Annotated in this window: 27 protein-coding genes; 11 read left to right on the top strand and 16 right to left on the bottom strand. The window is 70.8% G+C overall.

The features are described from left to right. Window positions 1–60: 60 nt before the first annotated feature. The gene (locus I2501_RS02395; RefSeq protein ID WP_196192062.1) at window positions 61–867 is read left to right on the top strand and encodes an SGNH/GDSL hydrolase family protein; all 807 of its coding nucleotides are present in this window, start codon (window positions 61–63) and stop codon (window positions 865–867) included. A 157-nt stretch (window positions 868–1,024) separates the two neighbouring features. Continuing rightward, the gene (locus I2501_RS02390; protein ID WP_196192061.1) at window positions 1,025–1,918 is read left to right on the top strand and encodes an NAD(P)H-binding protein; all 894 of its coding nucleotides are present in this window, start codon (window positions 1,025–1,027) and stop codon (window positions 1,916–1,918) included. Window positions 1,919–1,951: 33 nt separating this feature from the next. Here I2501_RS02390 and I2501_RS02385 read toward each other — a convergent pair whose 3' ends face one another. Beyond that, window positions 1,952–2,962, bottom strand: coding sequence for a hypothetical protein (locus I2501_RS02385; RefSeq protein ID WP_196192060.1), 1,011 nt, complete (start codon window positions 2,960–2,962; stop codon window positions 1,952–1,954). Between the two features lie 318 nt (window positions 2,963–3,280). Here I2501_RS02385 and I2501_RS02380 point away from each other — a divergent pair, with 318 nt between their 5' ends. Beyond that, window positions 3,281–4,084, top strand: coding sequence for a G1 family glutamic endopeptidase (locus I2501_RS02380; protein ID WP_196192059.1), 804 nt, complete (start codon window positions 3,281–3,283; stop codon window positions 4,082–4,084). A gap of 89 nt (window positions 4,085–4,173) precedes the next feature. Here I2501_RS02380 and I2501_RS02375 read toward each other — a convergent pair whose 3' ends face one another. After that, a complete protein-coding gene (locus I2501_RS02375; RefSeq protein ID WP_196192058.1) occupies window positions 4,174–6,852 on the bottom strand; it encodes a SpoIIE family protein phosphatase/ATP-binding protein in 2,679 nt (892 codons plus the stop codon). 313 nt (window positions 6,853–7,165) lie between these two features. Between I2501_RS02375 and I2501_RS02370 the strand changes: the two genes are divergently transcribed. Then, window positions 7,166–7,414 carry an SAV_915 family protein gene (locus I2501_RS02370; protein ID WP_196192057.1) on the top strand — a complete coding sequence of 83 codons (249 nt, stop codon included), beginning with the start codon at window positions 7,166–7,168 and terminating at the stop codon, window positions 7,412–7,414. Next, a complete protein-coding gene (locus I2501_RS02365; protein WP_196192056.1) occupies window positions 7,411–8,058 on the top strand; it encodes a hypothetical protein in 648 nt (215 codons plus the stop codon). Before I2501_RS02370 ends, I2501_RS02365 begins: the two co-directional genes overlap by 4 nt. 30 nt (window positions 8,059–8,088) lie before the next feature. Here I2501_RS02365 and I2501_RS02360 read toward each other — a convergent pair whose 3' ends face one another. The 7 genes from I2501_RS02360 to I2501_RS02330 form a co-directional block, all read right to left on the bottom strand. Continuing rightward, window positions 8,089–9,363, bottom strand: a complete 1,275-nt coding sequence (locus tag I2501_RS02360) for an MFS transporter (protein WP_328806155.1) — start codon at window positions 9,361–9,363, stop codon at window positions 8,089–8,091. Between the two features lie 53 nt (window positions 9,364–9,416). After that, the gene (locus I2501_RS02355) at window positions 9,417–10,055 is read right to left on the bottom strand and encodes an ArsR/SmtB family transcription factor (RefSeq protein WP_196192054.1); all 639 of its coding nucleotides are present in this window, start codon (window positions 10,053–10,055) and stop codon (window positions 9,417–9,419) included. Between the two features lie 91 nt (window positions 10,056–10,146). Next, on the bottom strand, window positions 10,147–10,980 hold the full coding sequence (locus tag I2501_RS02350; RefSeq protein WP_196192053.1) for an oxidoreductase: 834 nt from the start codon (window positions 10,978–10,980) through the stop codon (window positions 10,147–10,149). A 75-nt stretch (window positions 10,981–11,055) separates the two neighbouring features. Beyond that, a complete protein-coding gene (locus I2501_RS02345) occupies window positions 11,056–11,460 on the bottom strand; it encodes a hypothetical protein (RefSeq protein ID WP_196192052.1) in 405 nt (134 codons plus the stop codon). Window positions 11,461–11,538: 78 nt separating this feature from the next. After that, window positions 11,539–12,267 (bottom strand): peptidylprolyl isomerase, encoded by a 729-nt coding sequence (locus I2501_RS02340; RefSeq protein ID WP_196192051.1) that lies wholly within the window; start codon window positions 12,265–12,267, stop codon window positions 11,539–11,541. A 149-nt stretch (window positions 12,268–12,416) separates the two neighbouring features. Next, the gene (locus tag I2501_RS02335; RefSeq protein ID WP_196192050.1) at window positions 12,417–12,893 is read right to left on the bottom strand and encodes a GNAT family N-acetyltransferase; all 477 of its coding nucleotides are present in this window, start codon (window positions 12,891–12,893) and stop codon (window positions 12,417–12,419) included. 146 nt (window positions 12,894–13,039) lie between these two features. After that, a complete protein-coding gene (locus tag I2501_RS02330; protein WP_196192049.1) occupies window positions 13,040–13,726 on the bottom strand; it encodes a hypothetical protein in 687 nt (228 codons plus the stop codon). A gap of 414 nt (window positions 13,727–14,140) precedes the next feature. On the opposite strand from I2501_RS02330, the gene I2501_RS38945 reads away from it, so the two are divergent. Together I2501_RS38945 and I2501_RS41045 are read left to right on the top strand one after the other, a co-directional pair. Continuing rightward, complete coding sequence (locus tag I2501_RS38945; protein ID WP_236045734.1) at window positions 14,141–14,686, top strand: NmrA family NAD(P)-binding protein; 546 nt, start codon at window positions 14,141–14,143, stop codon at window positions 14,684–14,686. Further along, on the top strand, window positions 14,590–15,066 hold the full coding sequence (locus I2501_RS41045; protein ID WP_456243082.1) for an NmrA family NAD(P)-binding protein: 477 nt from the start codon (window positions 14,590–14,592) through the stop codon (window positions 15,064–15,066). The genes I2501_RS38945 and I2501_RS41045 overlap by 97 nt, the downstream gene beginning before the upstream one ends. Before the next feature lie 66 nt (window positions 15,067–15,132). Here I2501_RS41045 and I2501_RS02320 read toward each other — a convergent pair whose 3' ends face one another. From I2501_RS02320 to I2501_RS02300, 5 genes are all read right to left on the bottom strand, one after another. Beyond that, the gene (locus I2501_RS02320) at window positions 15,133–15,810 is read right to left on the bottom strand and encodes an alpha/beta fold hydrolase (RefSeq protein WP_196192048.1); all 678 of its coding nucleotides are present in this window, start codon (window positions 15,808–15,810) and stop codon (window positions 15,133–15,135) included. An 87-nt stretch (window positions 15,811–15,897) separates the two neighbouring features. Then, window positions 15,898–16,845 (bottom strand): ABC transporter permease, encoded by a 948-nt coding sequence (locus tag I2501_RS02315; protein WP_196192047.1) that lies wholly within the window; start codon window positions 16,843–16,845, stop codon window positions 15,898–15,900. Window positions 16,846–16,849: 4 nt separating this feature from the next. Next, window positions 16,850–17,803 (bottom strand): ABC transporter permease, encoded by a 954-nt coding sequence (locus tag I2501_RS02310; RefSeq protein ID WP_196192046.1) that lies wholly within the window; start codon window positions 17,801–17,803, stop codon window positions 16,850–16,852. A gap of 7 nt (window positions 17,804–17,810) precedes the next feature. Next, window positions 17,811–19,649 carry a peptide ABC transporter substrate-binding protein gene (locus I2501_RS02305; RefSeq protein WP_196192045.1) on the bottom strand — a complete coding sequence of 613 codons (1,839 nt, stop codon included), beginning with the start codon at window positions 19,647–19,649 and terminating at the stop codon, window positions 17,811–17,813. 441 nt (window positions 19,650–20,090) lie between these two features. Next, entirely contained in the window at window positions 20,091–21,041 is a 951-nt protein-coding gene (locus tag I2501_RS02300) for an alpha/beta fold hydrolase (RefSeq protein WP_196192044.1), read from the bottom strand. A 181-nt stretch (window positions 21,042–21,222) separates the two neighbouring features. On the opposite strand from I2501_RS02300, the gene I2501_RS02295 reads away from it, so the two are divergent. Continuing rightward, window positions 21,223–22,410, top strand: a complete 1,188-nt coding sequence (locus I2501_RS02295) for a hypothetical protein (protein ID WP_196192043.1) — start codon at window positions 21,223–21,225, stop codon at window positions 22,408–22,410. A gap of 28 nt (window positions 22,411–22,438) precedes the next feature. Here the strand turns inward: I2501_RS02295 and I2501_RS02290 are convergent, their stop codons facing one another. Continuing rightward, complete coding sequence (locus tag I2501_RS02290; protein ID WP_196192042.1) at window positions 22,439–22,924, bottom strand: DUF6194 family protein; 486 nt, start codon at window positions 22,922–22,924, stop codon at window positions 22,439–22,441. Between the two features lie 96 nt (window positions 22,925–23,020). On the opposite strand from I2501_RS02290, the gene I2501_RS02285 reads away from it, so the two are divergent. After that, window positions 23,021–23,734, top strand: a complete 714-nt coding sequence (locus I2501_RS02285) for a MerR family transcriptional regulator (RefSeq protein ID WP_196192041.1) — start codon at window positions 23,021–23,023, stop codon at window positions 23,732–23,734. A gap of 17 nt (window positions 23,735–23,751) precedes the next feature. Here I2501_RS02285 and I2501_RS02280 read toward each other — a convergent pair whose 3' ends face one another. Then, window positions 23,752–24,150, bottom strand: a complete 399-nt coding sequence (locus tag I2501_RS02280) for a winged helix-turn-helix transcriptional regulator (protein WP_196192040.1) — start codon at window positions 24,148–24,150, stop codon at window positions 23,752–23,754. Window positions 24,151–24,215: 65 nt separating this feature from the next. Between I2501_RS02280 and I2501_RS02275 the strand changes: the two genes are divergently transcribed. Both I2501_RS02275 and I2501_RS02270 read left to right on the top strand, forming a co-directional pair. Beyond that, a complete protein-coding gene (locus I2501_RS02275; protein WP_268926839.1) occupies window positions 24,216–25,757 on the top strand; it encodes an MFS transporter in 1,542 nt (513 codons plus the stop codon). 145 nt (window positions 25,758–25,902) lie between these two features. Next, window positions 25,903–26,397, top strand: a complete 495-nt coding sequence (locus I2501_RS02270; protein WP_328806154.1) for an Ig-like domain-containing protein — start codon at window positions 25,903–25,905, stop codon at window positions 26,395–26,397. The last annotated feature ends 28 nt before the right edge of the window (window positions 26,398–26,425 follow it).

Genomic DNA, 26,425 nt, shown 5'->3' with positions numbered 1-26,425 from the left:
CGCGCGTCACCCAGGCCCCACCCCCCAATGTCGTGCACCACCACCACAAGTGGAGGCACCATGCACATCCCCGCGTCCAGACGACTCCTGGCGAGCACCCTCGCAGTCGGCACCCTCGTGGCCTGCGCCCTCGCCGCAGCTCCCACCGCCCAGGCCAGCAGCGGCGGTTACGCCGCCCTCGGCGACTCCTACGCCTCGGGCGTGGGCAGCGGCAGCTACATCTCGTCCAGCGGGTCGTGCTACCAGAGCACGCTGTCGGCGGCCTACCTGTGGCAGCAGGCCAACTCCCCGTCCAGCTTCGACTTCGCGGCCTGTTCCGGGGCGACCACCCAGGACGTGCTGAACAACCAGCTCTCCGGGCTGAACAGCAGCACCACCGAGATCAGCCTCGTCGTCGGCGGCGACGACGCGGGCTTCACCTCGACGATGGAGACCTGCGTGCTGGACGGCACCAGCTCGTGCGTCTCCGCCGTCGACACCGACGAGAACTTCGTCAACACCCAACTCGCCTCGCGGCTGGACACGCTCTACTCCGCGATCAGCGCCGACGCGCCCAACGCCCACGTCGTCGTCATGGGTTACCCGCACCTCTACGCGGTCCCCGGCGACTGCCTGTTCGGCATCAGCGACACCAGCCGCAGCGCCATCAACGGCGCGGCCGACGTCCTCGACGGCGTGATCGCCAACGAGGTCGCCAAGTACCCGAACTTCACCTACGGGGACGTGCGGAGCGCCTTCAGCGGGCACGAGATCTGCACCGACGACCAGTGGCTCCACAGCACCACGCTGCCGGTCTACGAGTCCTACCACCCCACCTCCGCCGGCCAGGCCGACGGCTACTACCCGGTGCTCACCGCCAACGAGTGATCACGCGCCCGCGCATGAGCACGTGAGTGCTCCCCCGCGTGTGACGGATCGACCCGGATCGTCGCCGCCCGCACCGGCACCACCGGACGCGGGCGACGACGGCCCGGCCCGCTAGGCTCGGCCCGGCGAACACCGGACGAGGACGGCCGAGGCACTCATGACACGAACCACCCACACGCAACCCGTGCTCGTCACCGGTGCCACCGGCCGGATCGGGCGCGGCGTCGTCGACCAGCTCCTCGACGCGGGCGTGCCGGTGCGCGCCCTCACGCGGCGCGCCGAGGCGGCAGCGGAGCTGCCCGACGGTGTCGAGGTCGTCACCGGCGACCTCACCGAGCCCGCGTCTCTCGACCAGGCGCTGCGCGGGACCAGCGCCGTCTTCCTCCTCTGGACGGCACCGCCGGCGACCGCCGCGGACGTTGTCGAGCGGCTGGCAACCCACACGCGGCGCGTCGTCCTGCTGTCCTCGCCGCACCGGACACCGCACCCCTTCTTCCAGCAGCCGAACCCCATGGCGGCGTTCCACGCCGAGATCGAGCGGCTCATCGCGGCCACCGGGCTCGAATCGACCGTCATCCGGCCGGGGATGTTCGCCTCGAACGCGACGGCCTGGTGGGCACCCGCCATCCGTGCCGGAGAGGTCGTCCGCTGGCCCTACGGCGCGGCCGAGACCGCCCCCGTCGACGACCGTGACGTCGCGGCTGTCGCGGCGCGGACCCTGTACGAGGACGGACATGCGGGCGGCGACTACGTCCTCACCGGGCCCGAGTCGCTGAGCCAGGCGGCGCAGGTGGAGATCATCGGCAAGGTCCTGGGCCGCCCGATCACGTTCGAGGAGCTGTCACCGGACGAGTTCCGCAGCGCGACGGAGGGCAAGGCCCCGCGTGCGGTCGTCGACATGCTGCTCACCGCGTGGGACGCCACGATGGGAAGGCCCGCGTTCGTCACCTCCGCCGTGGCCGACGTCCTCGGGGTGCCGGCGCGATCGTTCGCCGAGTGGGTGGCCGACCACGCGAGCCTCTTCGAGCAGGGCCCGAACCGGCCGGCCTGACGCGCCGACCGGACGTGTCGGCCTGACGTTCCGTCAGTCCCAGTCCCAGCGGATGCCGAAGCGGCCAGGGCCCGCGCCGAGGGCCACCGCGTGGACGGTCCCGGCGCTGTTCAGCCGCAGTGTCCGCTCGCGCGGGACGGCGTCCAGCGCCGCACTGCGGAACATGCGGCACGCGCCGGGGCGGGCGGCGCGGTCGAAGCGGACCTCCAGCAGGTGTTCGCGCGAGGCCCGGTTGAGGCGCGCGTCGAGGTGGTGGACCGGCTGCCCGGCCGACGCGCGGTGGACGGTGTACTCGACGATCGCCGTCTCGCCCCTGGCGAGCGGCCGGTCGAAGAGCAGCTCCGCCGCCAACAGGCCCTGGTCCGGCAGGTGTTCGACGGCTCCCAGCCGCAGCGGCGCCGGGACCTCGAGTTCGGGGCGGCGGCCGATCTCGCGTGCCTGGACCACGGTGATCCAGCGGTCCACGCCGTCGGCCTCGGCGCGGACCAGGCGTCTGCTCCACAGCGAGCTCGCGCAGCGGTTCGCGTCGACGGTCAGGCGGCTGTGGCAGCTCAGCCGGGTCAGACTGAGGTCCCACCGGGTGTCCAGCCGCTCCCACAGCCCACGGCCCTGCTCGCCGGGCGACCAGGCGTCGGTCAGCGGCACGTCGCCGGTCGCGTCGGGAGCCGCGCCCTCGTCCGCGTTCCGGCCTGCGTCCTGACCTGTGCCCTGGTCGGCGCCAGGGTCCGGGCCCTCTCCCGCGCTCTGCTGAGTGCCCTTTACGGCCCACCGGCCGCGCGGACGCGGCGGCCCCAGCAGAGCGAAAAGTGCGCCGGGCCGGAGCTGCAGCACCTCCTCGATCACGGTCAACGCGCGTAGTGACGTGGGCCGTTCGGGACGGCAGCGGCCGGTCTGCCACAGGCTCAGCGTCGCGACGGACAGCCGGATCCCGCGCGCCTGCAGCCGGTCCGCTATCCGTTCGAGGGTGAGCCCGCGCTCCGCGATGGCGAGACGCAGCGCCAGCTCGAAGGGAACGCTTTGGGCAGGCACCTGCGTCACAGTCATGCCCTCCTTCTGCCTACCCCGCCCGGGGGTCTGGCTGATCATTACCCACGATTGCATGTGCCAACCTGTGACAACCTGTGAGTTCCCTGGCGGTGACCCGCCCTGGGCTCATCCCGCCCGCCGACGCTCCGCCCCCGGTGATCCTCCCGACGCCCTCCCCGCCGTTCCCCGCCGCCCTCGTCGGCAATTCCCTTGAAACTGAACGGGCGGAGCCCTCTTGTCGGGTCCATGCACACAAGGTGAGGCTGTGTCAGCCGCCGAAGACACCCCCAGCTTCGCGGCGGCCGACCCCAACTCCTCACCCCCATAGGAGCATCCATGAGGACCGTTCGGCGAACCGCTCCCCTCCTCGTCGTCGCCGTCGGCATCAGCGCCGCCGCGCTGGCCACCCCGGCCGTCGCGGCCACCCCCACCTCGTCCCCCGCCCAGATCACCCAGGCCCAGGCGTCGCACGAGAGCCACACCCTGCACGGTCTGCGGCACGCCGGCGTCACCAACGCCAGCGTGGAGTCCACCAACTGGTCCGGCTACGCCGCCACCGGCTCGTCGGGCGCGTACAAGTCGGTCTCCACCTCGTGGGTCCAGCCCTCCGTCAGCTGCGGCTCGGCCACGACCTACTCGTCGTTCTGGGTCGGCCTGGACGGCTACAGCAACTCGGCGCTGGAGCAGACCGGCACCGAGGCCGACTGCATCGGCGGCAAGGCGACCTACGGCGCCTGGTGGGAGGTGCTCCCCGCCTCGGAGAGTGCCTACTCGGGCATCACGATCAAGGGCGGCGACTCGATGTCGGCGTCGGTGACCGACAACGGCAACGGCACCTTCACCATGAAGCTCACCGACAGCACCGAGGGCTGGTCCAAGTCCACCACGCACGCCGGAAGTTCCGGCTACCAGGACAGCTCGGCCGAGGTGATCGCCGAGGCCCCCGAGGTCAACGGCTCGATAGCCAACCTTGCGAACTTCGGCACGGTCAACTTCACCGGCGGCACGGCCGGCGGGTCGTCCCTCGGCAGCACCTCGCCGACCGAGATCGTCATGGTCAACAGCAGCGGCAGCACGGTCCGGGCCCAGCCCGGTGCGATCTCGGGCGGCAACTTCTCCGACGTCTGGAAGCACAGCTGACGTAGCGTCGTCCCGCGTCGCGCGTCCGGCCCCGCACTCCCACCCGGGAGCGCGGGGCCGGACCGTCCGTCGCTGGAACTCCCCCAGCCCTACAGCTCCTCCAGGTCGCCGAACATCCCGGCTCCCCAGATGCCGTCCCCTGCGCCTCCGTCCCCGGTGAGCGGCTGCTCGGACCAGATCACCTTGCCGCTCGCGGTGTAGCGGGTGCCCCAGCGGTGGGCGAGCTGGGCGACCAGGAAGATGCCGCGACCGCCCTCGTCGGTCGTCGCCGCCCAGCGCAGGTGCGGTGCCGTGCTGCTGCCGTCGGAGACCTCGCAGACCAGTCCGGTGTCGCGCAGCAGCCGGACCCGGACGGGTGCCGCGCCGTAGCGGATCGCGTTGGTGATCAGCTCGCTGAGGATCAGCTCGGCGCTGAAGGAGATGTCCTCAAGTCCCCACTCCGCCAACTGCTTGACGCACGCGTTCCGCACCGGTCCCACGGCGGCCGCGTCGCCGGGGACCTCCCACTCCGCGATCTGCTCGGGCGGCAGCAGCGCCGTTCCGGCCACGAGCAGGACCACGTCGTCGGTCGGCTGCGGCGGGGGTGCCGCGCGGACGGCGACGGCGCAGATCTCCTCGGGACTGAGCGCGCGGCTGTGGTCCTCCAACGCGTCGCGCAGACGCCGCAGGCCCTCGTCGATGTCCTCGCCCCGCGCCTCGACCAGGCCGTCGCTGAACAGCAGCAGCCGGGAGCCCGGGTCGAGCCGGATCTCGCTCGTCTCGAACGGGTGGCCGCCGACGCCGAGCGGCGGGGCGACCGCGACCTCGGGGAAGTCCACGATGCCGTCCGGACGGACCACGGCAGGCCCGAGATGGCCCGCGCTGGAGAGGGTGCAGAGGCCAGAGACCGGGTCGTAGACCGCGTACAGGCAGGTCGATCCGGTCACCGTGACGTCGGCGGGGACGCCGTCCGCACGGGACGGATCCGACTCCCCGGTCCCCCCGGCCGCCCCGATCTCCTCCGCCTCCTCGTCGAGCTGCGTGACCAGCTCGTCCAGCCGCCCCAGCACCTCGTCCGGCGGCAGGTCGAGTGCGGCGAAGGTGCGGATCGCGGTGCGCAGCCGGCCCATCGCGACGGCGGCGTTGATGCCGTGCCCGACCACGTCGCCGACCACCAGCGCGGTGCGGAAGCCGGGCAGCGGGATGACGTCGAACCAGTCGCCGCCGACCCCGGCGCTGGCCGGAAGGTAGCGGTGGGCCAGCTCCAGCCCGGTGCGGTCGGGGACGCTGCGCGGCAGCAGGCTGCGCTGGAGGGCGACGGCGGTCCCGTGCTCGCGGGTGTAGCGGCGGGCGTTGTCGACGGAGACGGCAGCGCGGGCGGCCAGGTCCTCCGCGAGCGGCAGGTCGTCCGCGTCGAACGGCGGGCTGCCGGCCGCGCGCCGGAACTCGACCAGGCCCAGCACTCCCCCGCGCATCCGCAGCGGGACGGTGAGCGTCCGGTGGTCCGCGTCGGGGACGGCGTGTTCGTCGGCCAAGGCGAGGGCCTGCGGGCTGTCGGGGGTGAGGCTGACGGCGGTGCCGGCCGGTACCGGTACCGGTGCGGCGGGATCGTGACCGCCGCCTCGCGGGTCACCGCGCAGGACGGTGCGGCGCAGCAGTCCGGCGGTCCGGGGCGGCTCCTCGCCGCGGGTGACGGCGTCGACCAGGTCGACCGAGACGGCGTCCGCGAAGCCGCCGAGCGCGACGTCCGCGAGTTCCTCGCAGGTCCGGGTCATGTCCAGGGTCCGCCCGATCCGCATGCCCGCCTCGTAGAGGACTCGGCGGCGGCGACCGGCGGCCTCGATCCGGCTGGTGAGGTCGTGCAGTTCGGTGGTGTCCCGCAGCGTGACCACGCTGCCGGGAAGGCCGCCGTACGGCGCCGTCGGCCGCTTGTTCACCGCGAGCAGCCGGTCCCCAGCCCGGTGGATGCCGTCCGTCACCTCGTCCGGGGAGGTGAGCAGCGCCGTCGTCGCGGGGTCCAGGTCCAGCGCCGCGACGGACTGCTGCTCGGCGTCCGACGGCAGGTCGAGGAGCCGCAGCGCCTCGTCGTTGGCGAGCGTCAGCCGTCCGTCGCCGCCGATGATCAGCACGCCCTCGCGCACGGCGTGCAGAACGGCTTCGTGGTGCTCGTACATCCGCGACAGCTCGGTCGGGCCGAGGCCACGTGTCTGCCGTTGCAGCCGCCGGGAGGCGAACGCCGCTCCCGCGGCGGCCAGCAGCACGGCGATGGCCGCTCCGCCCAGCAGGACCGGCAGTTGGGTGTCGGCCAGGGCGTTGACGCGCCCGACCGTGATGTTGACGGCGACCGCGCCGAGCGGCCGGTGAGCGGCGTCGAAGACCGGCACGGCGGTCGCGATCGAGTCGAAGCCCGGCTGGTTGTCCTCGAACGTGACCGTCTGCCCGGCGAGCAGCTTCGGCAGCACGTTGTGGAGCACGTAGGGCGGGGGCTGGTAGGGGCGGCCGACGTAGTCGGGGTAGGGCGAGGTCAGCTGGACGAAGTCGCGGTTGAAGACGACGACCGAGTCGACCCCGCTCGCCTGCCGTACCGCCTCCGCCTGCGGCTCCAGCACCGCCGACGGGTGCGGCGCCTCCAGCGCCTGGACCACCCCCGGAGCGCCCGCGAACGACTGCGCGACCCCGCGCGTGATCCGCCGGGCGTCGCTCGTCGTACTGGAGCGCGCCTGCAGCACCATGGCCACCACCCCCGCGATGACGAGCAGCAGCACGATCAGCAGCTCGATCAGGAACATCCGCCCGGCCAGACTCCGCCCGAACAGCGCCCCACGCAGGCCGCGCGGATGCCATGATTCCCGCCCAGATTCGGGCGACGCACCGCGGTCACGGTGCGTGGAAGGCGCGCGGCGGCGTAGCACACACCATGCTTAACCTGCACAGATGCGACCACGCAAGCAGCACAAAGTAATCGTCTGACCACGGGTTGTCGAAGGTGGCCCCCATGGTCTCCATCGGATCGGGACACACGTCCAGGCGCGAAAGGTTCACGTGTTGCAGCCCATGCTGGCAACATTGCCACCGCGAGCGCCTACGGTCCGGGGGGAACACATGGCAACACGTGGTTCGCAACTGCCAAAAGGGTCGGACCTGTTGTGCGTACCGGCGCATCCCGCGCTCGGCTCGGGCGAGCCGGGTGTGGAGCTGCGACGCCTCTCGACCGGGGAGACCGTCGCCAGCGCGTTCAGCAGCCCGACTCTGCTCGTCGCCGAGCTCGGTGAACACCAGCCCTGGGTCGGCCTGCCCGCCGCGATATTCGGGGCCCTGGCACAGGCGTGGCGCGTGGATCACGTCCGATGACCAGCGCCTCCCATGCCTCCTCGCCGCGCGCGTGGCTGCGCGCGTTGCTCACCGAGGTGTCAGGGCAGAACCGCACCGATCGCCGGCACTTCCTCGTCGAGACCTACGTCGCGACCTGCCGGGGCGAGCCGGAACTCGGCTACCTCGGACGCACCTGGACGACCCGCGGCGCGGGGTACTGGTCGCGGCGGATCGCGACGACCTTCGTCTACTTCCTGCTCGCCGCCTTCGCCGGAACCCTGATCCTCGGCCTCGGCCCCGATCTGCTCTTCAGCCACCAGTACTCGTTCAACGCCCATCTGCCCTTGGTCCTGAAGGTCGCACTCCTGACGGTGTGGTACATCCCGGCGGGGATCGCATACTTGGCCATGTACCGGCAGGTGGTCCTCTACGGCTTCCGCCGGGACCGACTTCGGCAGGGCCCGCACACAGGGTTCGCCACCGGGCGTCTGCTGATGCCGCTTGCTTTGCCGTTCCTGTCGATCGCCGGTGGCCTGGTACTGGCCCTGTTCACCGCCACCCTGCGCGCCGACTTCCCCGGCGAGTCCGCCGCCAGGGAGGCGCAGAAGCAGTTCCGAGCCTCGCCGCAAGTGCATCGGGCAGCAGGGCGGAAGCGGTCGGGAAAGTCGGGAAAGGGGCGGTGAGCACCGCATAGGTTCTCCCCCGCGACCGGGTCAGGTCGTGATCTCCTCGGCACGTGCCTGTGAGGCACCGTCAGCTTCCGTCGTCCCCGCACGCACCACCGGTCGCTTCATCTCGCGCCACTCCGGGCGCAGTCCGGCCAGGGTGGTGGTGAGGAAGTACGCGCTGCCCCCGACCAACAGCACCGGGACGAGACCGGCTGCGGCCACCGCCGCGCCGGCGAGGAGGCCGCCGAGGGGGATCCCCGCCCAGGCCATCGAGTCGCCCAGGGCGCTGACGCGGCCCAGCATCCGGCGCGGGACGCGTTCGAGCACGACGGCTCCGATGACCGGGTTGATGAAGCCCGCCCCGAGCCCGGCGACGGCGAAGACTGCCAGCGCCGCGCCCAGAGGCGCGCCGGAGCCCAGGACCAGGAAGCGCGGGGCCCCGGCCACCAGGAACCCGGCGAAGAAGACGAGCCGTCGCGGCAGCCGATGCGCCAGCGCCGCGGCGACCAGGCTGCCCAGGACGGCCGCCGCACCGCCCGCGCTGCTCAGCAGGCCGATCGCGGTCGCCCCGCCGCCGGACTGCCGGGCCCAGACGGGGATCAGCACCGAGGAGAGCCCCTGGTCCAGCAGGTTCGTGCACGCCACCATCACGATGACGGTGAGCAGCAGCGGCTGGCCGCGAAGGAAGGTCCAGCCCTCTCCGAAGCGTCGCCAGTAGCCGGATTCCGATTCGGCCTGTCCCCCGTGAGCTGACGCGACATCAACTGACTGTCCGACACCGCGCGGCAGCGCCAGACCGATGATGACCGAGCCGAGGGCGAACGAGCAGGCGTTGACGACGATGCCCGTCAGCGGCCCAAGCAGCGCGACCAACGCGCCGCCCGCTGCCGGGCCGAGAGTGGAGGCGAGCCGTTCGGTCGTGCCGGACAACCCGGTGGCCCGCTCCAGCGGGACTTCGGCGAGGTCGGCCGCCTCCGGGACCATGACCTCCTTGGCCAGATCCCCCGGCCCGCGCGCCGCGCCGACGACCGCGACCAGCGCCAGCAGGATGGGGAACGAGAGCAGATGCAGGGCGTGCAGCAGCGGGATCGCACCGGCGGCGATCGCGCTGACCAGGTCCGTGGTCCACGAGACGCCACGCGGTCCGGCGCGGTCCACGAGCGGGCCGGTGAGCGCCTTGACCACGACGTAAGGGGCCATCTCGCAGAAGGCCACCAGTCCCGTGCGGGTCGCACTGCCCGTCGTGACGAGGACGAACCACGGCAGCGCGACCGCCGAGACACGCGTACCGGTCTGCGAGACGGCGATCGCACTCAGCACCCCGGCCAGCGGTCGTAACGAGCGCCTGCGGGCCGGGCCTGATATCGCCGTGGTCACTCCGCACCGCCGTCGGCGTCCAGTTCGGGCAGGACATGGAACACCGCGGCAACCCGCCTGGCATCGCCAGGGGTGTCAGCCGCCTCCGGCACGTCCTTGCGGTAGCGGCTGAGGACGGCTTCCAACTCCCCGCTCAGAGCGGCGGCTTCGTCCGGCGTCAGGCGCAGGGGCCAGCTGCTCAGGTTGACCGTGCCGCGCCACTCGCGGGGCATGGTGGGCAGGTCGTTCACGGTCTGCTGGGTGCGCAGGGTGTGTGCGGCGGCGACGGACTGGAGGTAGGCCTGGGCCGCCTCGGGCTCGCGGTCGGCGAGGGACGGATCGTTGAACTCCGTGGACTGGTGGACCGCGCGCCACCAGCGTTCGCGCGCGTTGCCGCGCTCCGGGACCTCCTCGACGAACCCGGCCGCGCCGAGTTGCCGCAGGTGGTAGCTGGCGGTCCCGGAGTTGACGCCAAGCCGCTCCGCGAGGCGGGTGGGCGTGGACGGTCCGTGCTTGCGCAGCAGCCCGACCAGCTGCACCCGCACCGGATGGGCCAGGGCACGAAGTCCCTTGGCATCGAGGACAACTGACGTGAGTTCAATTTCCGGGTGAGGCTGCTGCGCTCGCTCAGATCCACCCGCTGCTGTCTCGGTCATACCGCACAACGGTAGACCGCGAAGACTTCTTTGCAAAAAGTTCTTTGCAAAGAAGTCTTCGCGGTTTGCTCGCTCGCCGCGAGAAAGCCGCTCAGCTGTCGAAGTCCGTGGAGCGGGTCAGCTTCTCCCAGGCGCGGAACTCCGCGCGGTCCCGCTCCAGGCTGCCGCTGACCGCATCGGCCGCGTCGTTGCCGAGCAGCAGCCGCAGCGGCGGCTCGGGCGCGTCCAGGGCGGTCAGGATCGCCGCCGCGGCCTTGGCCGGGTCGCCCGCCTCCTGACCCGCGCCGCCCGACAGCCCGGCGCGGACCGGACCGACGGTGTCCTGGTACGCGTCCATCGCCTCGGACTGGGAGAGCGCGCCCGCCCCGGCAAAGCTGGTGCGGAACGCGCCCGGCTCGACGATCAGCACCCGGATCCCGTGCGGCGCGACCTCCGCGGCCAGCGACTCGGACAGCCCCTCCAGGGCGAACTTGGTGCCGCAGTACGCGCCCACCCCGGCGAAGGCGAAACGTCCGCCCATGCTGGTCAGCTGCACGATCGCGCCCGAGCCCTGACGGCGCATGTGGGGCAGCGCGGCGCGGGTGAGGGCGACCGGGCCGAAGAAGTGCAGGTCCATCAACTCGCGCAGTTCGGCGTCCGTGGTCTCCTCGACCGCGCCAACGACGCCGCGCCCTGCGTTGTTGACCAGGACGTCGATCCGCCCGTGCTTCGCGACCACCCCGTCGACGGCAGCCTGCGCGCCCGCCGTGTCGGTGACGTCGAGCCGCAGCGCCTCGACCTGGCCCGGGTGCGCGGCGACCAGGTCGTCCAGCGGCCCGGTACGGCGCGCGGCGGCGACCACGATGTCGCCCGCCGCCACCACCGCCTCGGCGATCGCCCGGCCGAACCCGCTGCTCGCCCCGGTGACCAGCCAAACCTTCGTCATCTTCCGCTCCCCGCCTGCCGATTCATGATCAGTGCGGGAACCACCCTGCCACGCGGGCGGTAGTGCGTCCAAGACCTACTGTCGCGCCGACCCCTCGGGCCAGACCCGGTGCACGTAGAGGCCGAGACGCTCCGCCTCCGCGACCGCCTCGGCGACCTCCGTACCGGGTTGACCGTCCCAGACCGCGACCAGTTCCTCGACCATGCCGAGCAGCGTCGGGACGAGCACCATGCCGGAGCTGAGATGGTGCACCGCACGGGCCTCCTCGCGCAGCGCGTGCGCGGTGGTGCCGAGGATCTCCAGCCCGCCGCCGTGGTCCACCACGGACTGGGCGAACCAGGTCTCCGGGCCGGGGCGCAGCGGCGTCACACCGACGAGGTCGTGACTCGGACAGCCGGTGACGATGCGCCACAGCTCGCCGCGGACCAGCATCTCGGTGACGTCGGACAGGCCTTCGTGGCCGATCACTCCCATATGCATGAGGCCCGATGCTACGGCCCGGCCGCCGCACTTCCGGTGCAACGGCCGGACCGTCTCAGGAGACGGACGCCGAACGGCTCAGCCGTGCAGGATCCGGATGTCGTGGATGTCGACCGGGAGCGTCGGGAAACCGTCGCCGGGGCCGTTCTGGTCGTCCTCTCCCGCGGCGGCGATCTTGAGCAGCACGTCCATGCCGCCGGTGACCTTGCCGAACGGGGTGTAGGCGGGCGAGAGCTTGGTGTCCTTCCAGACGAAGAAGAACTGGCTGCCGTTGGTGTTCGGCCCGGCGTTGGCCATCGCCACGGTGCCGGCCGGGTAGGTCGCGCCGGTCAGGTTCTCGTCGTTGAACGAGTACCCCGGCCCGCCCGAGCCGGTCCCGGTCGGGTCGCCGCACTGGAGCACGTAGATGCCCTTGGTGGTGAGCCGGTGGCAGTGGGTGCGGTTGTAGTAGTCGTGCTCGGCCAGGAACCGGAACGAGTAGGTGGTGCAGGGCGCTGCGCTGGTCAGCGCCTGAAAGGTGATCACACCCTGGCTGGTGCGCAGCTGCGCCGAGTACGGCTTGGCGGCCTTGGCCGCGTCGAACACCGGGATGCCCTTGAAACGGTCCGCGGGCACCGCCGCGGTGTAGCCGCACGGATCCGCGGCGGTCGCCGCGACCGCGTGGTGGGCGGCTGCCTGGTGGGCAGGAGCGAGGCTCTGCGTGCCGCCGCCCGAACCACCCACGCCACTCGCCGCCGTGGCCGCCCCGGTCGTCCCCAGGACGAGCGCCGCTGCCGCCGCGAACGAGAACCAGTGCCTGCGGTTCATCCGTACTACCCCCAGAACGTCAGGACGCCGCACCACGGCTTGTGACCGCTCGCGGCGCGCCAGGTTGTCATGTCCCTCCTGCCTTTCCCCGCCGCACGCGTCACCACACCCACACCGGACCCCCGGCGACGAGGCGGAATGACCCGGCGTCAGAGTGCCTGTTCCAGCGTCCGGGTGACCGGGCTCAGACCTGCGGACCGGTAGAAGGCGTAGGCGTCCTCGTTGAAGTCCCTGACCTGTGTCACCAGCCGACGGCAGCCCGCCGCGCGCCCGATCGCGCGGACCTGTTCCAGCAGCGCGGTACCCACTCCGCCTCTCGCGGCGGTCGGATCCACCGCGATCTGCTGGAGCGAGACGAAGGTCTCCGGGAGCGCCAGGACGCTCGCCGGTCGCTCGACGACCCTTGCCATCGCGTAGCCGACGGCTCGGCCGTCGGGTGTCTCGGCGAGCACGAAGGTCACGCCCGGTTCGGCCAACTGCTCAGTCAGCAGGGCTTCGAGCGCGTCAACGGCCGGAGCGGTGACGAAGATGTCAGGACGTGTGCGGGCATGCAGGTCGTGAACGACGGCGTTGAGCGCGGCAAGGGTGGTCACGTCGGCTGCGGTGGCGGTACGTGTGGTGATCATGCGAGGCATCCTGTGGGTTCACCTACGCGCGCCGCTACCCGATTGCCGGTAGCCGACGCACGTCCTCGCGGCGCAGGGCCGAGCGGGTGGAGCTGCTCGGCCCTGCGGTCTCAGCGGTGCTCAGCGGTGCTCAGCGATGGAGCGGATCAGTGGTTGCAGGCGTCCGCGTACCAGACGGGCTGCCAGTTGTAGTCGTTGTTCCACGACATGGGCGGAGGCGTCGTGTAGATGACACCGTGGCCGCTGTTGAGGAGGTAGGCGTCCGTGCCCGGGGTCTGGTTGTTGATCCAGGACCCGTCGGTGTTCCAGCCGGACCCCGGAAGCTCCTGGTCCTCGTTGCAGGTGCTCACGTTGAACTGCTCACCGGCACCCTCCTGCCCCTGCCACATGCAGAAGTACTCGTACGTACAGCCCGAGCCGTTGGGCCAGAAGTAGGTGCCGGAGTCGGGGTTGCCCGTTCCGCTGCTGTTCGGCGTCACGCGGGTGGCGTTCGCCGGCGCGAAGCCGAGGTTGACCGCGCCGGGCAGGACCCGCGCGTACTTCTGGCCCGGCAGCGGCAGCAGGACCGAGCTGCCGTGCGGCAGGGCGATCTCGTTCGCGGCGACCTGCTTGGCGCCGGTGTACTGGTGCAGGATCTGGTCGACCTTGCTCTGCAGGGCGGCGGCCTGCGTGGTGTTCAACCCCGCCTCGCGAACCTGCGTCGCGAACGGGGCGGCCTGCGTCGCGGTGTGCGGCGCGGCCTGGGACGCGGCGTTCGCCGTGCCCACCCCCGCCGTGCCGATGGCCGCGACCGTCGCCATGACGGCGAGCGCCTTCAAGCTGCGTGACCTCATCACGATCTTTCCCCTCCTGGTCGAACAACTCGGACGCAGTTCCTATGGGCCCCTGGGAACTGCTCGGCACAGAGCGTGCTCGACCAACTCCCGTCCGACGAGGGGCGGAGACAAGATGACGTGATGACGGGACATCGCCATGCCTGACCTGCTGGGACGTACACGGACATGACGGCGGCTCGGGACGGTGGGACGAGAGAGTTCACTCTCGGCAGGGTTCTGACGCTCGATCACCATCCTTTGCAGATAGGAGCATTGGGACATCGCACGTGTGGTGCGCTCAGTCCGTGGACGTCCGCCCCTCGCGGGGATGGTCGGCCAGATCCTCGACCACATCCGTGAGTCCGGCGACGTCTGGGTCGCCACCCACGCCCAGGTGGCCGATCACGTCCTGACACACCGGAGAAGAACGTCATGACCCACGTCCTCGTCGTCGGCGGCACCGGAGCCATGGGCCGCCACGTGGTCCGCCACCTGCTGGCCACCACCGACGCCACCGTCACCGTCCCCACCCGCCACCCGGAGTCCGCCCGCGCCACCGAACTCAGCGCCACCGCGCCCGAGCGCGTGCGACTGGTCCACTCCGACTCGGCGGCCCTCGAGGCCCTGATCGGGCAGGCCGACCGCGTGTTCGCCAACACCGACTTCTTCGCGACGGGCAGCGCGGTGGGTGAGTATCGGCAAGGCCTGCGCTTGCTGGCCGCCGCGGAGCGGGCCGGCGTGGAGCGTTTCATCTGGTCCTCGTTGGACAGCGCGGTGTCCCTGACCGGCCACCCCGTCCCGCACTTCGACAGCAAAGCCGCCGTCGCCGCCCACATCAACCTGATGCGGTCGGAGGAAATGCTCCGCAAGGAGACCGACGGCTGGTACACGGACCACGTCTCGGTGCTGACCACGGCGCCGTACTTCGAGAACCTGCGGGACCGGCTCACCCGCGACCGGACGTCCGGGGTGGCCTGACCTTCAGGCTCCCCCTCGGCGCCGCCCGCTACCCGCTCGTCGCCCTCGACGACATCGCCTGGTTCGCCTGCCACATGTTCGACAACTGGCAGTCCTGGGGCGCCCGCGACCTCGCGGTGATCGGTGACAGCCTCACCGGCGACAAGATCGCCGCCACCTTCGCTCAGGTCACGGGCACCCCCAGCGCCTACATCCCGATGCCGCACGACGAACTGCGCGCCGCCGTCCCCGACTTCAGCCACGACTACGCGGCAATGTTCCGGTTCTTCGCCGAGCGTGATCTCTACGCCCAGGACCGGGACATCAACCTCCTGCGCCGCCTGCACCCCGACGTGATGACCTTTGAGGACTGGCTGCGCCACACCGGATGGACGGGATGACCACCCACCACGTCACGTCCAACGCGGGCACGCACGACAGGGCTCGCCGCTCCGCCCGGCGAGACCCTAGGACATGGCACCCAGGAGATTTGCGAGCTCGTTCGGTCGGGTGACCATGGGCCAGTGGCCGGAGGCGATGTCGACGAACTCGACGTGCTTGGCGCGGGCGAGTTCGGGGATCTGTCCGGCGCTGATCCAGCCCTTGGCCTCCTCGGGCGAGAACTCCGGGCAGACCACCGTCACCGGTACGTCGAAGCGGCGCTCGTCAGTCAGCCGGACCACGCCTTGGGCGACGCCCGCCGGGACGGGGATCGCCGCGGCTGCGAGCCGCGTGCGCGCCTGCTCGTCCAGGTCGGCGCTGTCGGGGCCTGCGAAGGGCTCCCAGCCGGGGAACGGCATCGCGTCGTCCGCTATCGGGAAGAAGTCGGCGTACGCGGCGCCGTCGTTGCCCGGGAAGCCGCCGATCAGGACGGCCCTGGCCACCCGGTCGGGGCGGGCGTCGGCCGCCAGCCACGCCAGCGTGCTCGCGGCGGAGTGGCCGACCACCGTCACCGGGCCCGGCGCGGCGTCCACGGCGGCGAGGACGGCCGCGAGCTGGTCGGCCAGTGTGGCGGACGCGTTGCCGTCGCCCTGGCCCGGCAGGGTGAGCGGGACCGGCCGGTGACCGAGGCGTTCGAGTTCGGGCGTCACGTCCTTCCAGGCGGTTCCGCCGAGCCACAGACCGGCGATCAGCAGGATGTCCACAGTTCTGTTCCCTTCGTCTCCGACCCACTCAACACGAAGGGACTGACAGAACGGACGAGGACGCACGGGCCCGCGCGTCCTACCGCCCTACTGCCGCTGGAGTCGCGCGTCCAGTGAGTCGTGGAGGGCGTCGCCGATCAGGTTGAACGCCACGACCGTGACGATCAGGATCACCGCCGGCGGGTAGACCAGCCACCAGTAGCCGTCGAACAGGTAGTTGAGCCCGTCCGAGAGCATCGTGCCCCAGTCCGCGTGGGGTGGCGGGATGCCGAGCCCGAGGAAGCTCAGTGTGGACATGGCCAGGATGGCGTCCGCGATCGTGAAGGTGGCGCTGACGAGCACCACGCCGATCGCGTTCGGCACCAGGTGGCGCAGGATGATGCGGCGTCGGCTCCCGCCCATCATCCGGGCCGCCTGGACGAACTCCCTGGTCCGCAAGCTCAGTACCTCGCCTCGGACCAGTCGCGCCACGCCCAGCCAGGAGAGCAGCGACAGCAGCACGATGATCATCAGCAGGTTCGGGGTGAACATGCTGACCAGGATCAGCAGCAGCACCAGACCCGGGATGGCCAGGAAGGTGTCGATGACACGCATCATCAGCGCGTCCACCACCCCGCCGATGAAGCCCGCGAACGCGCCGTAGAGCGTGCCGATGACGCTCGTGGCGACGGCGACCGCGAACCCCAGCTCCAGCGAGGACCTGCCGCCCTGCATCAACCGGCCCAGCACGTCGTAGCCGGAGGCGTCGGTGCCGAGCGGATGCGCACCGCTGGGCGGGAGTTCGGCCAGGTCCAGCCGGACGGTGACCTGGTTGGTGGGGTAGAGCAGTGGGCCCACGAAGCAGAACAGCACCATCACCACCACCAGGCAGGCCCCGGCGATCGCCATCTTGTTGTGCGCGAGGGTCGAGACGATCAGCCGTCCGGACCCGCGCCGCGCGGTGAGCTCGCCTGCCTCCGGCACCGCTCCGGGCCCGGCGGCGGCACCGGTCGCCGCCTCGCGGTCCGGCTCCGCATCGAGTGCGGGTTCGTGCACCGGCTCATGTACTGACATAGCGAATCCGGGGGTCGAGGAGGCTGTAGGCGGTGTCGGCGGCCAGGTTGCCGATGACGGTGGCGACGCCGACGATCAGCGTCGAGCCGAGCAGGATCGGGTAGTCGTGGCTGGTGGCCGCCTGGAAGAAGAGCAGCCCCATACCCGGGTAGTTGAAGACCTCCTCGGCAATGACCGCGCCCGCGACGATGCTGGGCGCGGAAAGCCCGACGATGGTGACGATCGGCAGGATCGAGTTGCGCAGCACGTGCCGCATCAGCACCAGCCGCTCCGGCAAGCCCTTGGCCCGGACCACCCGCAGGTACTCCTGGGCCAGGGCGTCGATCGCCGAGGACCGCATGTAGCGGCTGTAGCCGGAGACGCTGACCAGCGTCAGCGTCGCCACGGGCAGGATCAGCGCCCGTGGGTCGGACAGGATCCCGAGCACCGTGGTGGCCCGGGGGGCCAGCGGCGGCAGCAGGTGGAACTGCACCGAGAACACCGCGATCAGCAGCAGCGCGAAAAAGAAGTCGGGCATCGAGTAGAGGACGAAGGCCACCACCGTGGCGACGTTGTCGCCGACGCCGTTACGCCGCACCGCCTGGTAGATCCCGAGCGGAATGGCGATGGCCAGCGCCAGCGCCGTGGAGATGCCCAGCAGGACCGCGTCCTTGGGCAGCCGTTGCGCGATCAGCGTCGACACCGGCTGCTGCAGGGAGTAGGACGTGCCGAAGTCGCCCTGGCACACCTGCTTGACGTACGTCCAGAACTGTTCCCACAACGGTTGGTTGAGGCCGTTGACCTTGTCGAAGATGGCGATCCGACCGGCCGTGGCCTTCACTCCGAGCGTCGCGCGGGCCGCGCTCCCGGGCTCCAGGTGGACCATGATGAAGGTGAGCACCATGACCCCGATCACCACGGTGATCGCTTGGCCGATCCGGCGGACGAGATAGGCGGTCATGACGCACTCACTTGGTGTAGCCCCACATCTCCGGGTTCAGGCCGCCGGAGAACGGGTTCAGCGGCGTGATGCCCTGGAGGTTGTTGCGGTAGACCAGCAGGCTGTTGTGGTTCGGCAGCCACAGCCACGGCAGCTGCTGGGCCGCGTAGTCCTCGTAGGCGTAGAAGGAGGCCGTGTCCGAGCCGTACTCGGTCGCGTTGATCAGCTGGTCCATCTTCGGGTCGGAGTAGCCGCCCTGGTTGCTGGTGCCGCCGCTGTTGAAGAGTCCTTCACCGGCCGGGTAGAGCGAGTACGGGTCGTATCCGAAGTCCGCCAGCTGCCAGCCGCAGGTGGCGGCCGGGTGGGACTGGGCGGTGCACGTGCCCACGTTGGCGATCAGCGTGTTGAACGGCTCGGAGTGCAGGTTGATGGTGATGCCGGCCTGCGCCTCGGAGGACTTGATCGCGGCGCTCTGCTCGTCCAGGGACGTCTCACCGGAGGTGTAGGCGAGTTGGAAGGTCAGCCCCTCCCCCGCCGTGATGCCCGCGCCGCACTGGTTCGCGCCGGTGCCGGGGTTCTGGCAGGTGGTGGCGCCGTTGGGCACGACCTTCCAACCGTGCGCCTGGAGCAGCGCGGTGGCCTTGGACGGCGAGTACGGGTACGGTCCGCCGGACTTCTCCAGCGGCGAGGCCCACGGGCCGGTCGCGGTCAGCGGGACCGGGCCGTTTCCGGGGTCGGCGTAGCCGGAGTAGACCTTGGAGACGATCTGCGGCCGGTTGATCAGGTACTCCAGCGCCTGGCGGACGTAGAGTTGCTGGATCTCCGGCCCCACCTGGGCGTTGTAGAAGTTCGGCTGGATCATCGCGACGCCGGGGATCGGCACGCTGGCCACCGAGTAGCCGTTCTGCTCCAGCGCCGAGGCCTGCTTGACGTCGTTGAGCGGCAGGGTGCCGACGTCCAGCGTGTCACCGGCGCGCAGGGCGTTGAGCTCGGCGGTGTCGGTGGTGAACGGCGTGTTCACGACCTTGTCCAGGATCGGTTTGTCCGCCCCCGAGTACTGCTTGTTGGGGACGTAGCTGTAGTAGCCGTCCGTCCGGAACTCCGACAGCTTCCACGGACCGTCGACCACCTTCCACAGCGGGTTGGTGGCGAAGGAGGCCATGTCACCGCCCTCCTTCTGGAGGTAGGCGTAGACGGCCTTGGCACCGGCGGTGGTCTGGTCCAGGTTGCCGACCGGGCCCGCGTCCGACGACTTGTCCCAGGCGTGCTGCGGAAGCAGCGGAATCAGGCTGAGCACGTCCTCCTCGTAGAACGAGGGGTTGTACGAGCGGGCCAGGTTGATCACGACGGTGTTGGCGTCGGGGGTCGACACGCTCGACACGTTGTCGGGGAAGAGCCCCTGGACATAGCCGTTCCAGTTGTCAGTGTTCGCCTTCAACAGGTTGTAGACGAAGCTGAAGTCACGACTGGTGATCGGCTGCCCGTCGGACCAGTTCCAGTGCTTGAGATCGATCGTGACCTGTTTGTCGCCGTTGGCCCAGGTCATGTTGGAGAACAGGCTCTCGTCCGGGTTGACCACGGACTGTCCGCCATCACCGGCGTAGACAAGGGCGGGCCACATCGGCTGGGTGAGGTTGACGTTCCAGCCGTCGGTGTTGGTCGCGGGGGCGTACGGGAAGACGAAGTTCGGGGTGGCGCCCGTCTCGGCGATGGTCACCGTCCCGCCTGCCTTGACCGGCTTCTTGCCCCCTGCCCCGCCGTTGCCGATGGCGCCGGATCCTCCGCCGCCTCCCGAGCAGCCCGCCGCGACTGCCATCGTCAGCGTCACCATCGCTGCGGTGAGCGTCAACTGACGTATCTTGCGCATGCGCGGCCCAACCTTCCCCTTTGTGGCACCCGGGCTCGGTCGGTCTACGGTTCGACGCGCCTCACCCCTTGCCGTTCACATTGGCAGGATCATTACACGCTGGATGCCCGGTCGGGTACCCGCGTGACCGGAGTGAGTCTTCACCACTTTTGTTTCAGCCACACCAAGGAAATCTTTCAGGCGTGCGAAACCCACCGGCTCTACACAAACGGTGGGTTGGACTCCGCCGGAGAAGTGCAGGTAGTGGGAGGATGGATCATGAATGGTCCGAATTGCGGCAGTTGAGTGCCCATCAGACACGGGAATTCTGTGGGGACTTCGCCCGCAATGCTTTCCCGCCCGGAAATGCTCCCGTTGACGCGCGTCAACTCACGCCGTCCAGGGCAGCTATTCCGTGCAATTCGGTCGAATTCCCTTCCCGTGGACGGAGTCGGCGAAACCTCAGGATCGGCTCTGCGTCGGGGCCGGGGCCACGCCGTCGAGGAACTCGACCAGCAGGCGGGTGAACTCGTCCGGGCACTCCAGCGGCGGCACATGACCGGTCGCGGGCAGGACGGCATGACGCGCGCCGGGGATCGCGCGGGCGAGCAGCTCGGAGACGGCGATGATGGCGGGCACGTCCTCGGTCCCGTGGACGACGAGGGTCGGCGCGGACACCTCCGCCAACCGCGTCTCCGCGCCCGGGTCGAGATCGCGGGCCGTGCCCGCGGCCGAGGACGCCGGGGCCGAGGACGAGGCTGTGGCCGACGCCAAGGCTGATGCTTGGGCCCACTCGCGTTCGATCACGTTGCGGAACATCTCGACGGCGAGCGACCACACCTCGGGGGCGAGGTCCTTCCTGGTCCGCGCAGGCCCCGCGACCAGCAGCTCGACGGTGGCCTCGACGTAGCGGACGAGGTCGTCCGGGTCGACCGCCCCGGCCGTGCCGGAGGCGTACGCCTGGAGCCGCTCGGCGCCGACGAGATCATGGATGCGCTCCTGGTACAGGCGCAGGAACTCCGGCGGCCACACATGCCCCGAAAGCCCGGACCCCACCAGCACCAGACCCGCCACCTGCTCCGGCGCGCACAGCGCCGCGTCCAGCGACAGCTTGCCGCCGTCGGAGTTGCCGACCAGCACTGCTCGACCGACACCGAGCGCGTCCAGCAGCGCCAGCAGTTGCTCGTGCCGCGCGTGGTCGCCGAGGACGTCGCCGGACGTGCCGTAGCCGAGCCAGTCGTAGCGGACGACGCGGAACCGTCCAGCCAGCACCGGCACTTGGCGGTCCCACATGCGCCGGTCCGAGGTCCCGCCGTGCACGAGCACCACCGATGGCGTGTCCGGGTGCGAGCCCGTGGGCACGCCGGTGTCGTCGTAGGCAAGTCGGGCGCCGTCGATCTCGATCTCCGCCATGCGCGCACGCTAGCGTCGCCCGGCCCGGCCCGCGACGGATTCGTCTGTGGGCGGACGGACAGGCTCCCGTTCCACCGCCTGACCTGCCGCGACCCCTTACGGCAGTCCTCGCGGCAGGCGTAAATATCCTGCCCGGCGTTGTCGTGTGTGCGGTGTCGGTGGCGTGGGGCAGGCTGGAGGCATGAGCTACGCGGTCACTGTCGACACCCGCCGCCCCGAGGAGTCCCCGGGGCTCGACCCGCTGCAGCGGGCCGGCGTCGTCCACCTGCTGCGCGAGGGCCTGGACGCCATCGAGAGCATCGAGGACGAGGACGGGCAGGTCGTCGAGATCACCGACCACTTCATCGGCGTCCACCCCGACGGCGCGCTGCTGAAGGTCTTCGTCGACGCGCCGACGCTGGAGGACGCCGAGGCGGCGGTGGAGGCGGTCATCGGCGAGATTCTGCAGCACAGCGAGCTGCTGTCGGAGTGGACCGTCGACCGGTGCGAGGTCGAGCTGCACCTCGATTCCGCCGAGGAGAGCCTCCAGGCCGCCGACACCCCGGACACGCCGGTGGACGGGCCCGCGTCCTCGCGCTCGCTCGCCGCCCGCCCGACCCTCGAAGCCGCACCGGGCCTCGCGCCCGGCTCGGAACCGCCGGTCGGCGAGGACCGCCGGAGACTCCAAAGCGCCTTCCGCGCCCTCGCGCCGAGACTCGCGGGCGTGGGCCCGGAGTCCTTCGGGCTCCCCCACCCCGGCGCCGACGCGCCGGACGCGGAGGACGTGCCCGACGCGGGCGACACAACCGACGCGGCACACGAGCGCGACCGCGCCGCGGCCGAGGATGCCGCGCTGGCCGCAGGGGCGCTCGTCTACAGCATCGACATCCTCATCGACGAGCTCTTCGCCGACATCGAGGCCCTCGGCGACGGTCCCAACGCGGCCGAGTGCGAGAACGGCCTGCTGCAACTCGAAGGACTGCCACCGCAGTTCGCCCACCTCTACACGCCGCGCTTCGCCCGAAAACTGCTGGTCACCGCCGTGAACCTGACCGACCGGATCTGCCGTCCCGGCTTCGTCCGACCGAACTGCGTCGCCGAGGAGTTGCTGCTGCGCCTGCTGTTGGAGGCCACCGAGGCCACCCTCGACCTGCACGGTCTGCTGGACCCGGGCGTCCGCAAGGCGCTGCTCGCGTTCCAGGCGAGCGTGTACGAGACCCTCGACCACGAGTGGCTCTACGCGCAGCCCGAGGCGGACCCGCTGGGTGACGGCTCGGCCGCAGGCTCGCCGGAGTTCGCGCCGTCCTCCATCGACGCCTGGTTCACCCCGTTCGACTCCGACCGCCCGGTCCATCCGTACACCACGGACGCCGAGGACCTCGGCGGCTGAACCTCCGCTCGGCCACTCAACCGTCGCGTCAGCCGGTCTCGGCGCGCCGCTCGTACCGTGCGCGGGCCAGGCGGTGGGCCTCGCGCAGCAGCTCACGGGTGGCGCCGTCTGTGGGCGGTCCCGGGTTCACCACGGCCAGCCAACCGAGCGCGCCGTAGACGGGGTGGGCGAACACGGTGTCCTCGGCGTCTGCGGCGACCGCATCCGTGGGGCGACCTGGCGCGCCCGCTTCGCGCGGCTCGTGCCCGGTCCAGCGGGCGAACGCGTCGCGCCCGGCGGCGACGTTGACGCGGAACGTGTCCGGCCGGTCCAGCCGGGAGGACTCGTCGCCCGGGTAGTCCTTCGTCACGATCGTCGCGAAGGGCTGCGGCTCCGTCGGGTTGACTCCGTCGGGGGCCAGGTAAAAGAACGCGTCGCCCCAGCTGATCTCAGGCGAACCGTCGCCGGGAGCGGGCCTGACGGTGAGGACATCGCCGAGGCCATCGACATAACTCAGGATCTCTTCCATGGTCATGCACTCCAGCGTGGCATTCACGTCCATGTGGAGACTTCTGCCGCCCGAGGAGCATAGATCAAGGCACTTCAGGCGACAGGTCTACAATCGACCGCGATGCGCACTGTCGATGTCGCACGCCGCGCCGGGTGCTCGGTCCAGCAGATCCGCAACCTCGAACGCGACGGCGTGCTCCCGCCCACGACCCGCACCGATACGGGGTACCGCGTCTACGCGGAGGTCCATGTCCTGTCCGCGCTGGCCTACCGCGCCCTGGCCGCAGGCACGGGCCCGACCGAGGCCCGGCGCATCGTCCGGGCCGCCCACGCCTACCCCGCCTCGCCGGAGGTACTGGTCCTGCTCGACGCCGCCCACGCCCGGCTGGACGCGGAACGCCGCGACCTGCGCCAGGCGCAGCAGGCCGTGGAGTCGATCTCCGACGAACCGATCGCCGACGTCCGCGCGTCCGACGCGATGAGCGTCTCCGAACTCGCGGCGGCGCTGGGCGTGCGCCCGTCGACCCTGCGCCACTGGGACGCGGAGGGCCTCGTCGTCCCCGACCGCGAACCCCACCGCGATCCGGCGCGCGCCACCCGCCGCTACACCCCAGCCCAGGTCAGGGACGCGCGTATCGTCCACCAACTCCGCCTGGCCGGCTACCGGATCGAGCCGCTGCGGGCGCTGATGCCGGAACTCCGGCGCGGCCGCCGGACGGCGGACCTCGCCGCCGCCCTCGCCGCCAGGGCCGCGACCGTCAACGCCCGTTCCAGGGCCCTGCTCGACGGCAGCGCAGCGCTCGGCGCACTGCTCGCGCCGAGCGCAGAGGACTGAGGACGGAGCCCGCGCCGTCAGGCCACGTCGGCTGCCTGCGCGGCGTCGTACGCCTCTTGGGCGCGGGCGATGTCGGCGCTGTGGCGCTTGGCCCAGTCGACCAGCGTCATCAGCGTCTCGTGCAGTTCCATCGCCATCGGCGTACAGGTGTACTCGACCTTGGGCGGGACCGTCGGATAGACCGTCCGCTCCAGCAGGCCCTCGCGTTCGAGCTTGCGCAGGTTGAGGGTGAGCATCCGGCGGCTGATGCCCTCGACACGGCGCTCCAGCTCGGTGAAGCGCACCGGCCCCTTCGCCGCGGCGACCAGGATCCCGATGGCCCACTTGCCCGCGACCCGGTCCAGCACCTCCGCCACCGGGCAGGCCGGGTTCTCCTCCGTGACCAGGTCGGTCACAGAAATGTGACTGCGTGACATAAAAGTGCCTCCTTCCGCCTTCGGCGATGGTTACTCACGATGGTCTCAGTAACAAAAGGTTACCCATGAGAGGCCCGCCCATGCCCGCCCAGTCGCCCTCGTCACCGCTCTCGTCGCACTCCTCACCCCCACCCACGCGCAGTGCGTCGCGCTCGCTCGCCCTGGCGATCCTCTGCGTCGGCCAGCTGATGGTGATCCTCGACGGCACCATCGTCAACGTCGCTCTGCCGACCATCCAGCAGAGCCTCGGCTTCTCGCCGTCCAGCCTCGCGTGGGTGGTCAACGCGTACCTGATCCCGTTCGGCGGTCTGCTCCTCCTCGCCGGACGGCTGGGTGACCTGCTCGGGCGCAAGCGGGTCTTCGTCGTCGGCCTGGTCGTGTTCACCATCGCGTCTCTGCTGTGCGGGGTCGCGCAAGACCAGGCCGTACTGCTGGCGGCACGCTTCCTCCAGGGCGCGGGCGGCGCGGTGACGTCGTCCGTCACGCTCGCGATGGTGGTGACGCTCTACCCCGAGCCGAAGGAGCAGGCGAAGGCGATCGGCGTCTACAGCTTCGTGCAGTCCGCCGGGGGCACGCTGGGCCTGCTGCTGGGCGGTGTGCTGACGCAGGCGGTCAGCTGGCACTGGATCTTCTTCGTCAACGTGCCGATCGGCGCGGTCGCCGCGGTCCTCGCCGCCCGCCGGCTGCATGCCGACGGCGGTGCGCTCCGGGACCGGGGCAGGAGCACGGACGCCGTCGGCGCGGTGCTGATCACCGCCGCGCTGATGCTCGCCGTGTACACCATCGTCGGGACGGCCGACCACGGCTTCGTCTCGCTCCGCACCGGCGTCCTCGGCCTGCTGACCGCCGTCCTGCTGGCGGTGTTCGCCGTCCGGCAGGCGAAGGCCGCCGATCCGCTGCTGCCGCCGCGCATGTTCCGGTACCGCAACGTCATGGGTGCGCTCGGCGCGCACACCCTGATGGTGGCGGGCATGTTCAGCTTCTCGTTCCTGTCCGTGCTCTACATGCAGAAGGTGCTCGGCTTCGACGAGGTGCAGACCGGCCTCGGCGTGGTTCCCGTGTCGCTGCTGATCGGCGCGATGTCGCTGCTGGTCGCACCACGTGTGATCGGCCGCTGGGGCGCGCGCCCGGTGCTGCTCGTCGCCCTGGCGCTGATCGCGGCCGGACTCGCGATCCTCGGGCAGGTCTCGGTCCACGGCGCCTACCTCACCGACGTCTTCCCGGCGACGGTACCGCTCGGCATCGGCTTCGGCCTGGCCATGCCCGCGCTCGCCGGACTCGCCATGTCGGGGGCTAAGGCCGGGGACTCGGGTCTGGCCTCGGGCATGTTCAACACCATGCAGCAGGTCGGCAGTTCACTCGGCCTCGCGGTCCTCAGCACCCTGGCCGCCTCGCGCACCGCGGCGCTGCTCGGCCACGGCACCTCGCCGGACTCCGCCCTCACCGACGGCTACCAGCTCGCCTTCCGGGTCGGCGCGAGTCTCGTGGTCGGCGCCGTCGTGGTCGCCGCGCTGGTGATCCGCCGCGCCCCGGCCCAGGAGCCGGCCGCGACTCCGCTACAGCCGGAGGCCGCACGACGCGACCGTGAAGCTGTGGGCCAGTCGTAGCCCGACCCTCCGTCAGGAGGCCTCCGTCCGAAGGAACCAGGTCGGCCAAACAGCCTCACCGGCGCCACCATGCCCGGGCAGATCGAGATTCCCGCCCTAGTGTCTCCCTCTGTTCGCACACTCGCTCTCTCAAGGAGGCGACGCGGTGACGCGTTGGAAAGACATGCTGGCCTGGAACTCGGTCACTGCCGCCGCCATGGCCGCCGTCGTGGTCCTTGCCACACCGGCGGCCGCCCAAGCGCCGTCGACGACCACGGTCCAAGCCTCACCTTCGGCTGCGACCGTCGGCCAGTCGGTGAACCTGTCCGCGATGGTGACCTGTACCGGCGATCCCAGCGGTGGACTCGGCATGACGTTCTTCGACGGCAGCAACCTCCTCACCACCGTGCCCGTCAGCGCCGCCGGGGTGGCCACCTACACGACCACCCTGTCCTCCGTCGGCTCGCACACGATCACCGCCGCCTACAACGGCAACGGCAACTGCGACGCCTCGAACGCCACGACGACGGTAGTGGTGTCCGCGGCACCGACCCCGACGCCTCCGAGCGGGCTCTGCCTCCTCGCCTGCAGCGGCCTGATCAACTTCAATGTCGGCGACATCAACAACCAGGTCAACATCTACCGCGACGGACCGTCCTGACCTGACGTCAGCCGAGGTCAGACCACCG

It is taken from the genome of Streptacidiphilus fuscans (assembly GCF_015690355.1).
GTDB lineage: Bacteria > Actinomycetota > Actinomycetes > Streptomycetales > Streptomycetaceae > Streptacidiphilus > Streptacidiphilus fuscans.
The sequence above is the reverse complement of the archived record's forward strand: the minus strand, read 5'-3'. Positions and strand labels throughout refer to the sequence as shown.

What these genes read in the sequence shown, in the direction of transcription:
- I2501_RS02395 (WP_196192062.1), top strand. Translation starts at nt 61, where the DNA reads ATGCACATCCCCGCGTCCAGACGACTCCTGGCGAGCACCCTCGCAGTC.
- I2501_RS02390 (WP_196192061.1), top strand. Translation starts at nt 1,025, where the DNA reads ATGACACGAACCACCCACACGCAACCCGTGCTCGTCACCGGTGCCACC.
- I2501_RS02385 (WP_196192060.1), bottom strand. Translation starts at nt 2,962, where the DNA reads ATGACTGTGACGCAGGTGCCTGCCCAAAGCGTTCCCTTCGAGCTGGCG.
- I2501_RS02380 (WP_196192059.1), top strand. Translation starts at nt 3,281, where the DNA reads ATGAGGACCGTTCGGCGAACCGCTCCCCTCCTCGTCGTCGCCGTCGGC.
- I2501_RS02375 (WP_196192058.1), bottom strand. Translation starts at nt 6,852, where the DNA reads ATGTTCCTGATCGAGCTGCTGATCGTGCTGCTGCTCGTCATCGCGGGG.
- I2501_RS02370 (WP_196192057.1), top strand. Translation starts at nt 7,166, where the DNA reads ATGGCAACACGTGGTTCGCAACTGCCAAAAGGGTCGGACCTGTTGTGC.
- I2501_RS02365 (WP_196192056.1), top strand. Translation starts at nt 7,411, where the DNA reads ATGACCAGCGCCTCCCATGCCTCCTCGCCGCGCGCGTGGCTGCGCGCG.
- I2501_RS02355 (WP_196192054.1), bottom strand. Translation starts at nt 10,055, where the DNA reads ATGACCGAGACAGCAGCGGGTGGATCTGAGCGAGCGCAGCAGCCTCAC.
- I2501_RS02350 (WP_196192053.1), bottom strand. Translation starts at nt 10,980, where the DNA reads ATGACGAAGGTTTGGCTGGTCACCGGGGCGAGCAGCGGGTTCGGCCGG.
- I2501_RS02345 (WP_196192052.1), bottom strand. Translation starts at nt 11,460, where the DNA reads ATGCATATGGGAGTGATCGGCCACGAAGGCCTGTCCGACGTCACCGAG.
- I2501_RS02340 (WP_196192051.1), bottom strand. Translation starts at nt 12,267, where the DNA reads ATGAACCGCAGGCACTGGTTCTCGTTCGCGGCGGCAGCGGCGCTCGTC.
- I2501_RS02335 (WP_196192050.1), bottom strand. Translation starts at nt 12,893, where the DNA reads ATGATCACCACACGTACCGCCACCGCAGCCGACGTGACCACCCTTGCC.
- I2501_RS02330 (WP_196192049.1), bottom strand. Translation starts at nt 13,726, where the DNA reads ATGAGGTCACGCAGCTTGAAGGCGCTCGCCGTCATGGCGACGGTCGCG.
- I2501_RS38945 (WP_236045734.1), top strand. Translation starts at nt 14,141, where the DNA reads ATGACCCACGTCCTCGTCGTCGGCGGCACCGGAGCCATGGGCCGCCAC.
- I2501_RS02310 (WP_196192046.1), bottom strand. Translation starts at nt 17,803, where the DNA reads ATGACCGCCTATCTCGTCCGCCGGATCGGCCAAGCGATCACCGTGGTG.
- I2501_RS02305 (WP_196192045.1), bottom strand. Translation starts at nt 19,649, where the DNA reads ATGCGCAAGATACGTCAGTTGACGCTCACCGCAGCGATGGTGACGCTG.
- I2501_RS02300 (WP_196192044.1), bottom strand. Translation starts at nt 21,041, where the DNA reads ATGGCGGAGATCGAGATCGACGGCGCCCGACTTGCCTACGACGACACC.
- I2501_RS02295 (WP_196192043.1), top strand. Translation starts at nt 21,223, where the DNA reads ATGAGCTACGCGGTCACTGTCGACACCCGCCGCCCCGAGGAGTCCCCG.
- I2501_RS02290 (WP_196192042.1), bottom strand. Translation starts at nt 22,924, where the DNA reads ATGACCATGGAAGAGATCCTGAGTTATGTCGATGGCCTCGGCGATGTC.
- I2501_RS02285 (WP_196192041.1), top strand. Translation starts at nt 23,021, where the DNA reads ATGCGCACTGTCGATGTCGCACGCCGCGCCGGGTGCTCGGTCCAGCAG.
- I2501_RS02280 (WP_196192040.1), bottom strand. Translation starts at nt 24,150, where the DNA reads ATGTCACGCAGTCACATTTCTGTGACCGACCTGGTCACGGAGGAGAAC.
- I2501_RS02275 (WP_268926839.1), top strand. Translation starts at nt 24,216, where the DNA reads ATGAGAGGCCCGCCCATGCCCGCCCAGTCGCCCTCGTCACCGCTCTCG.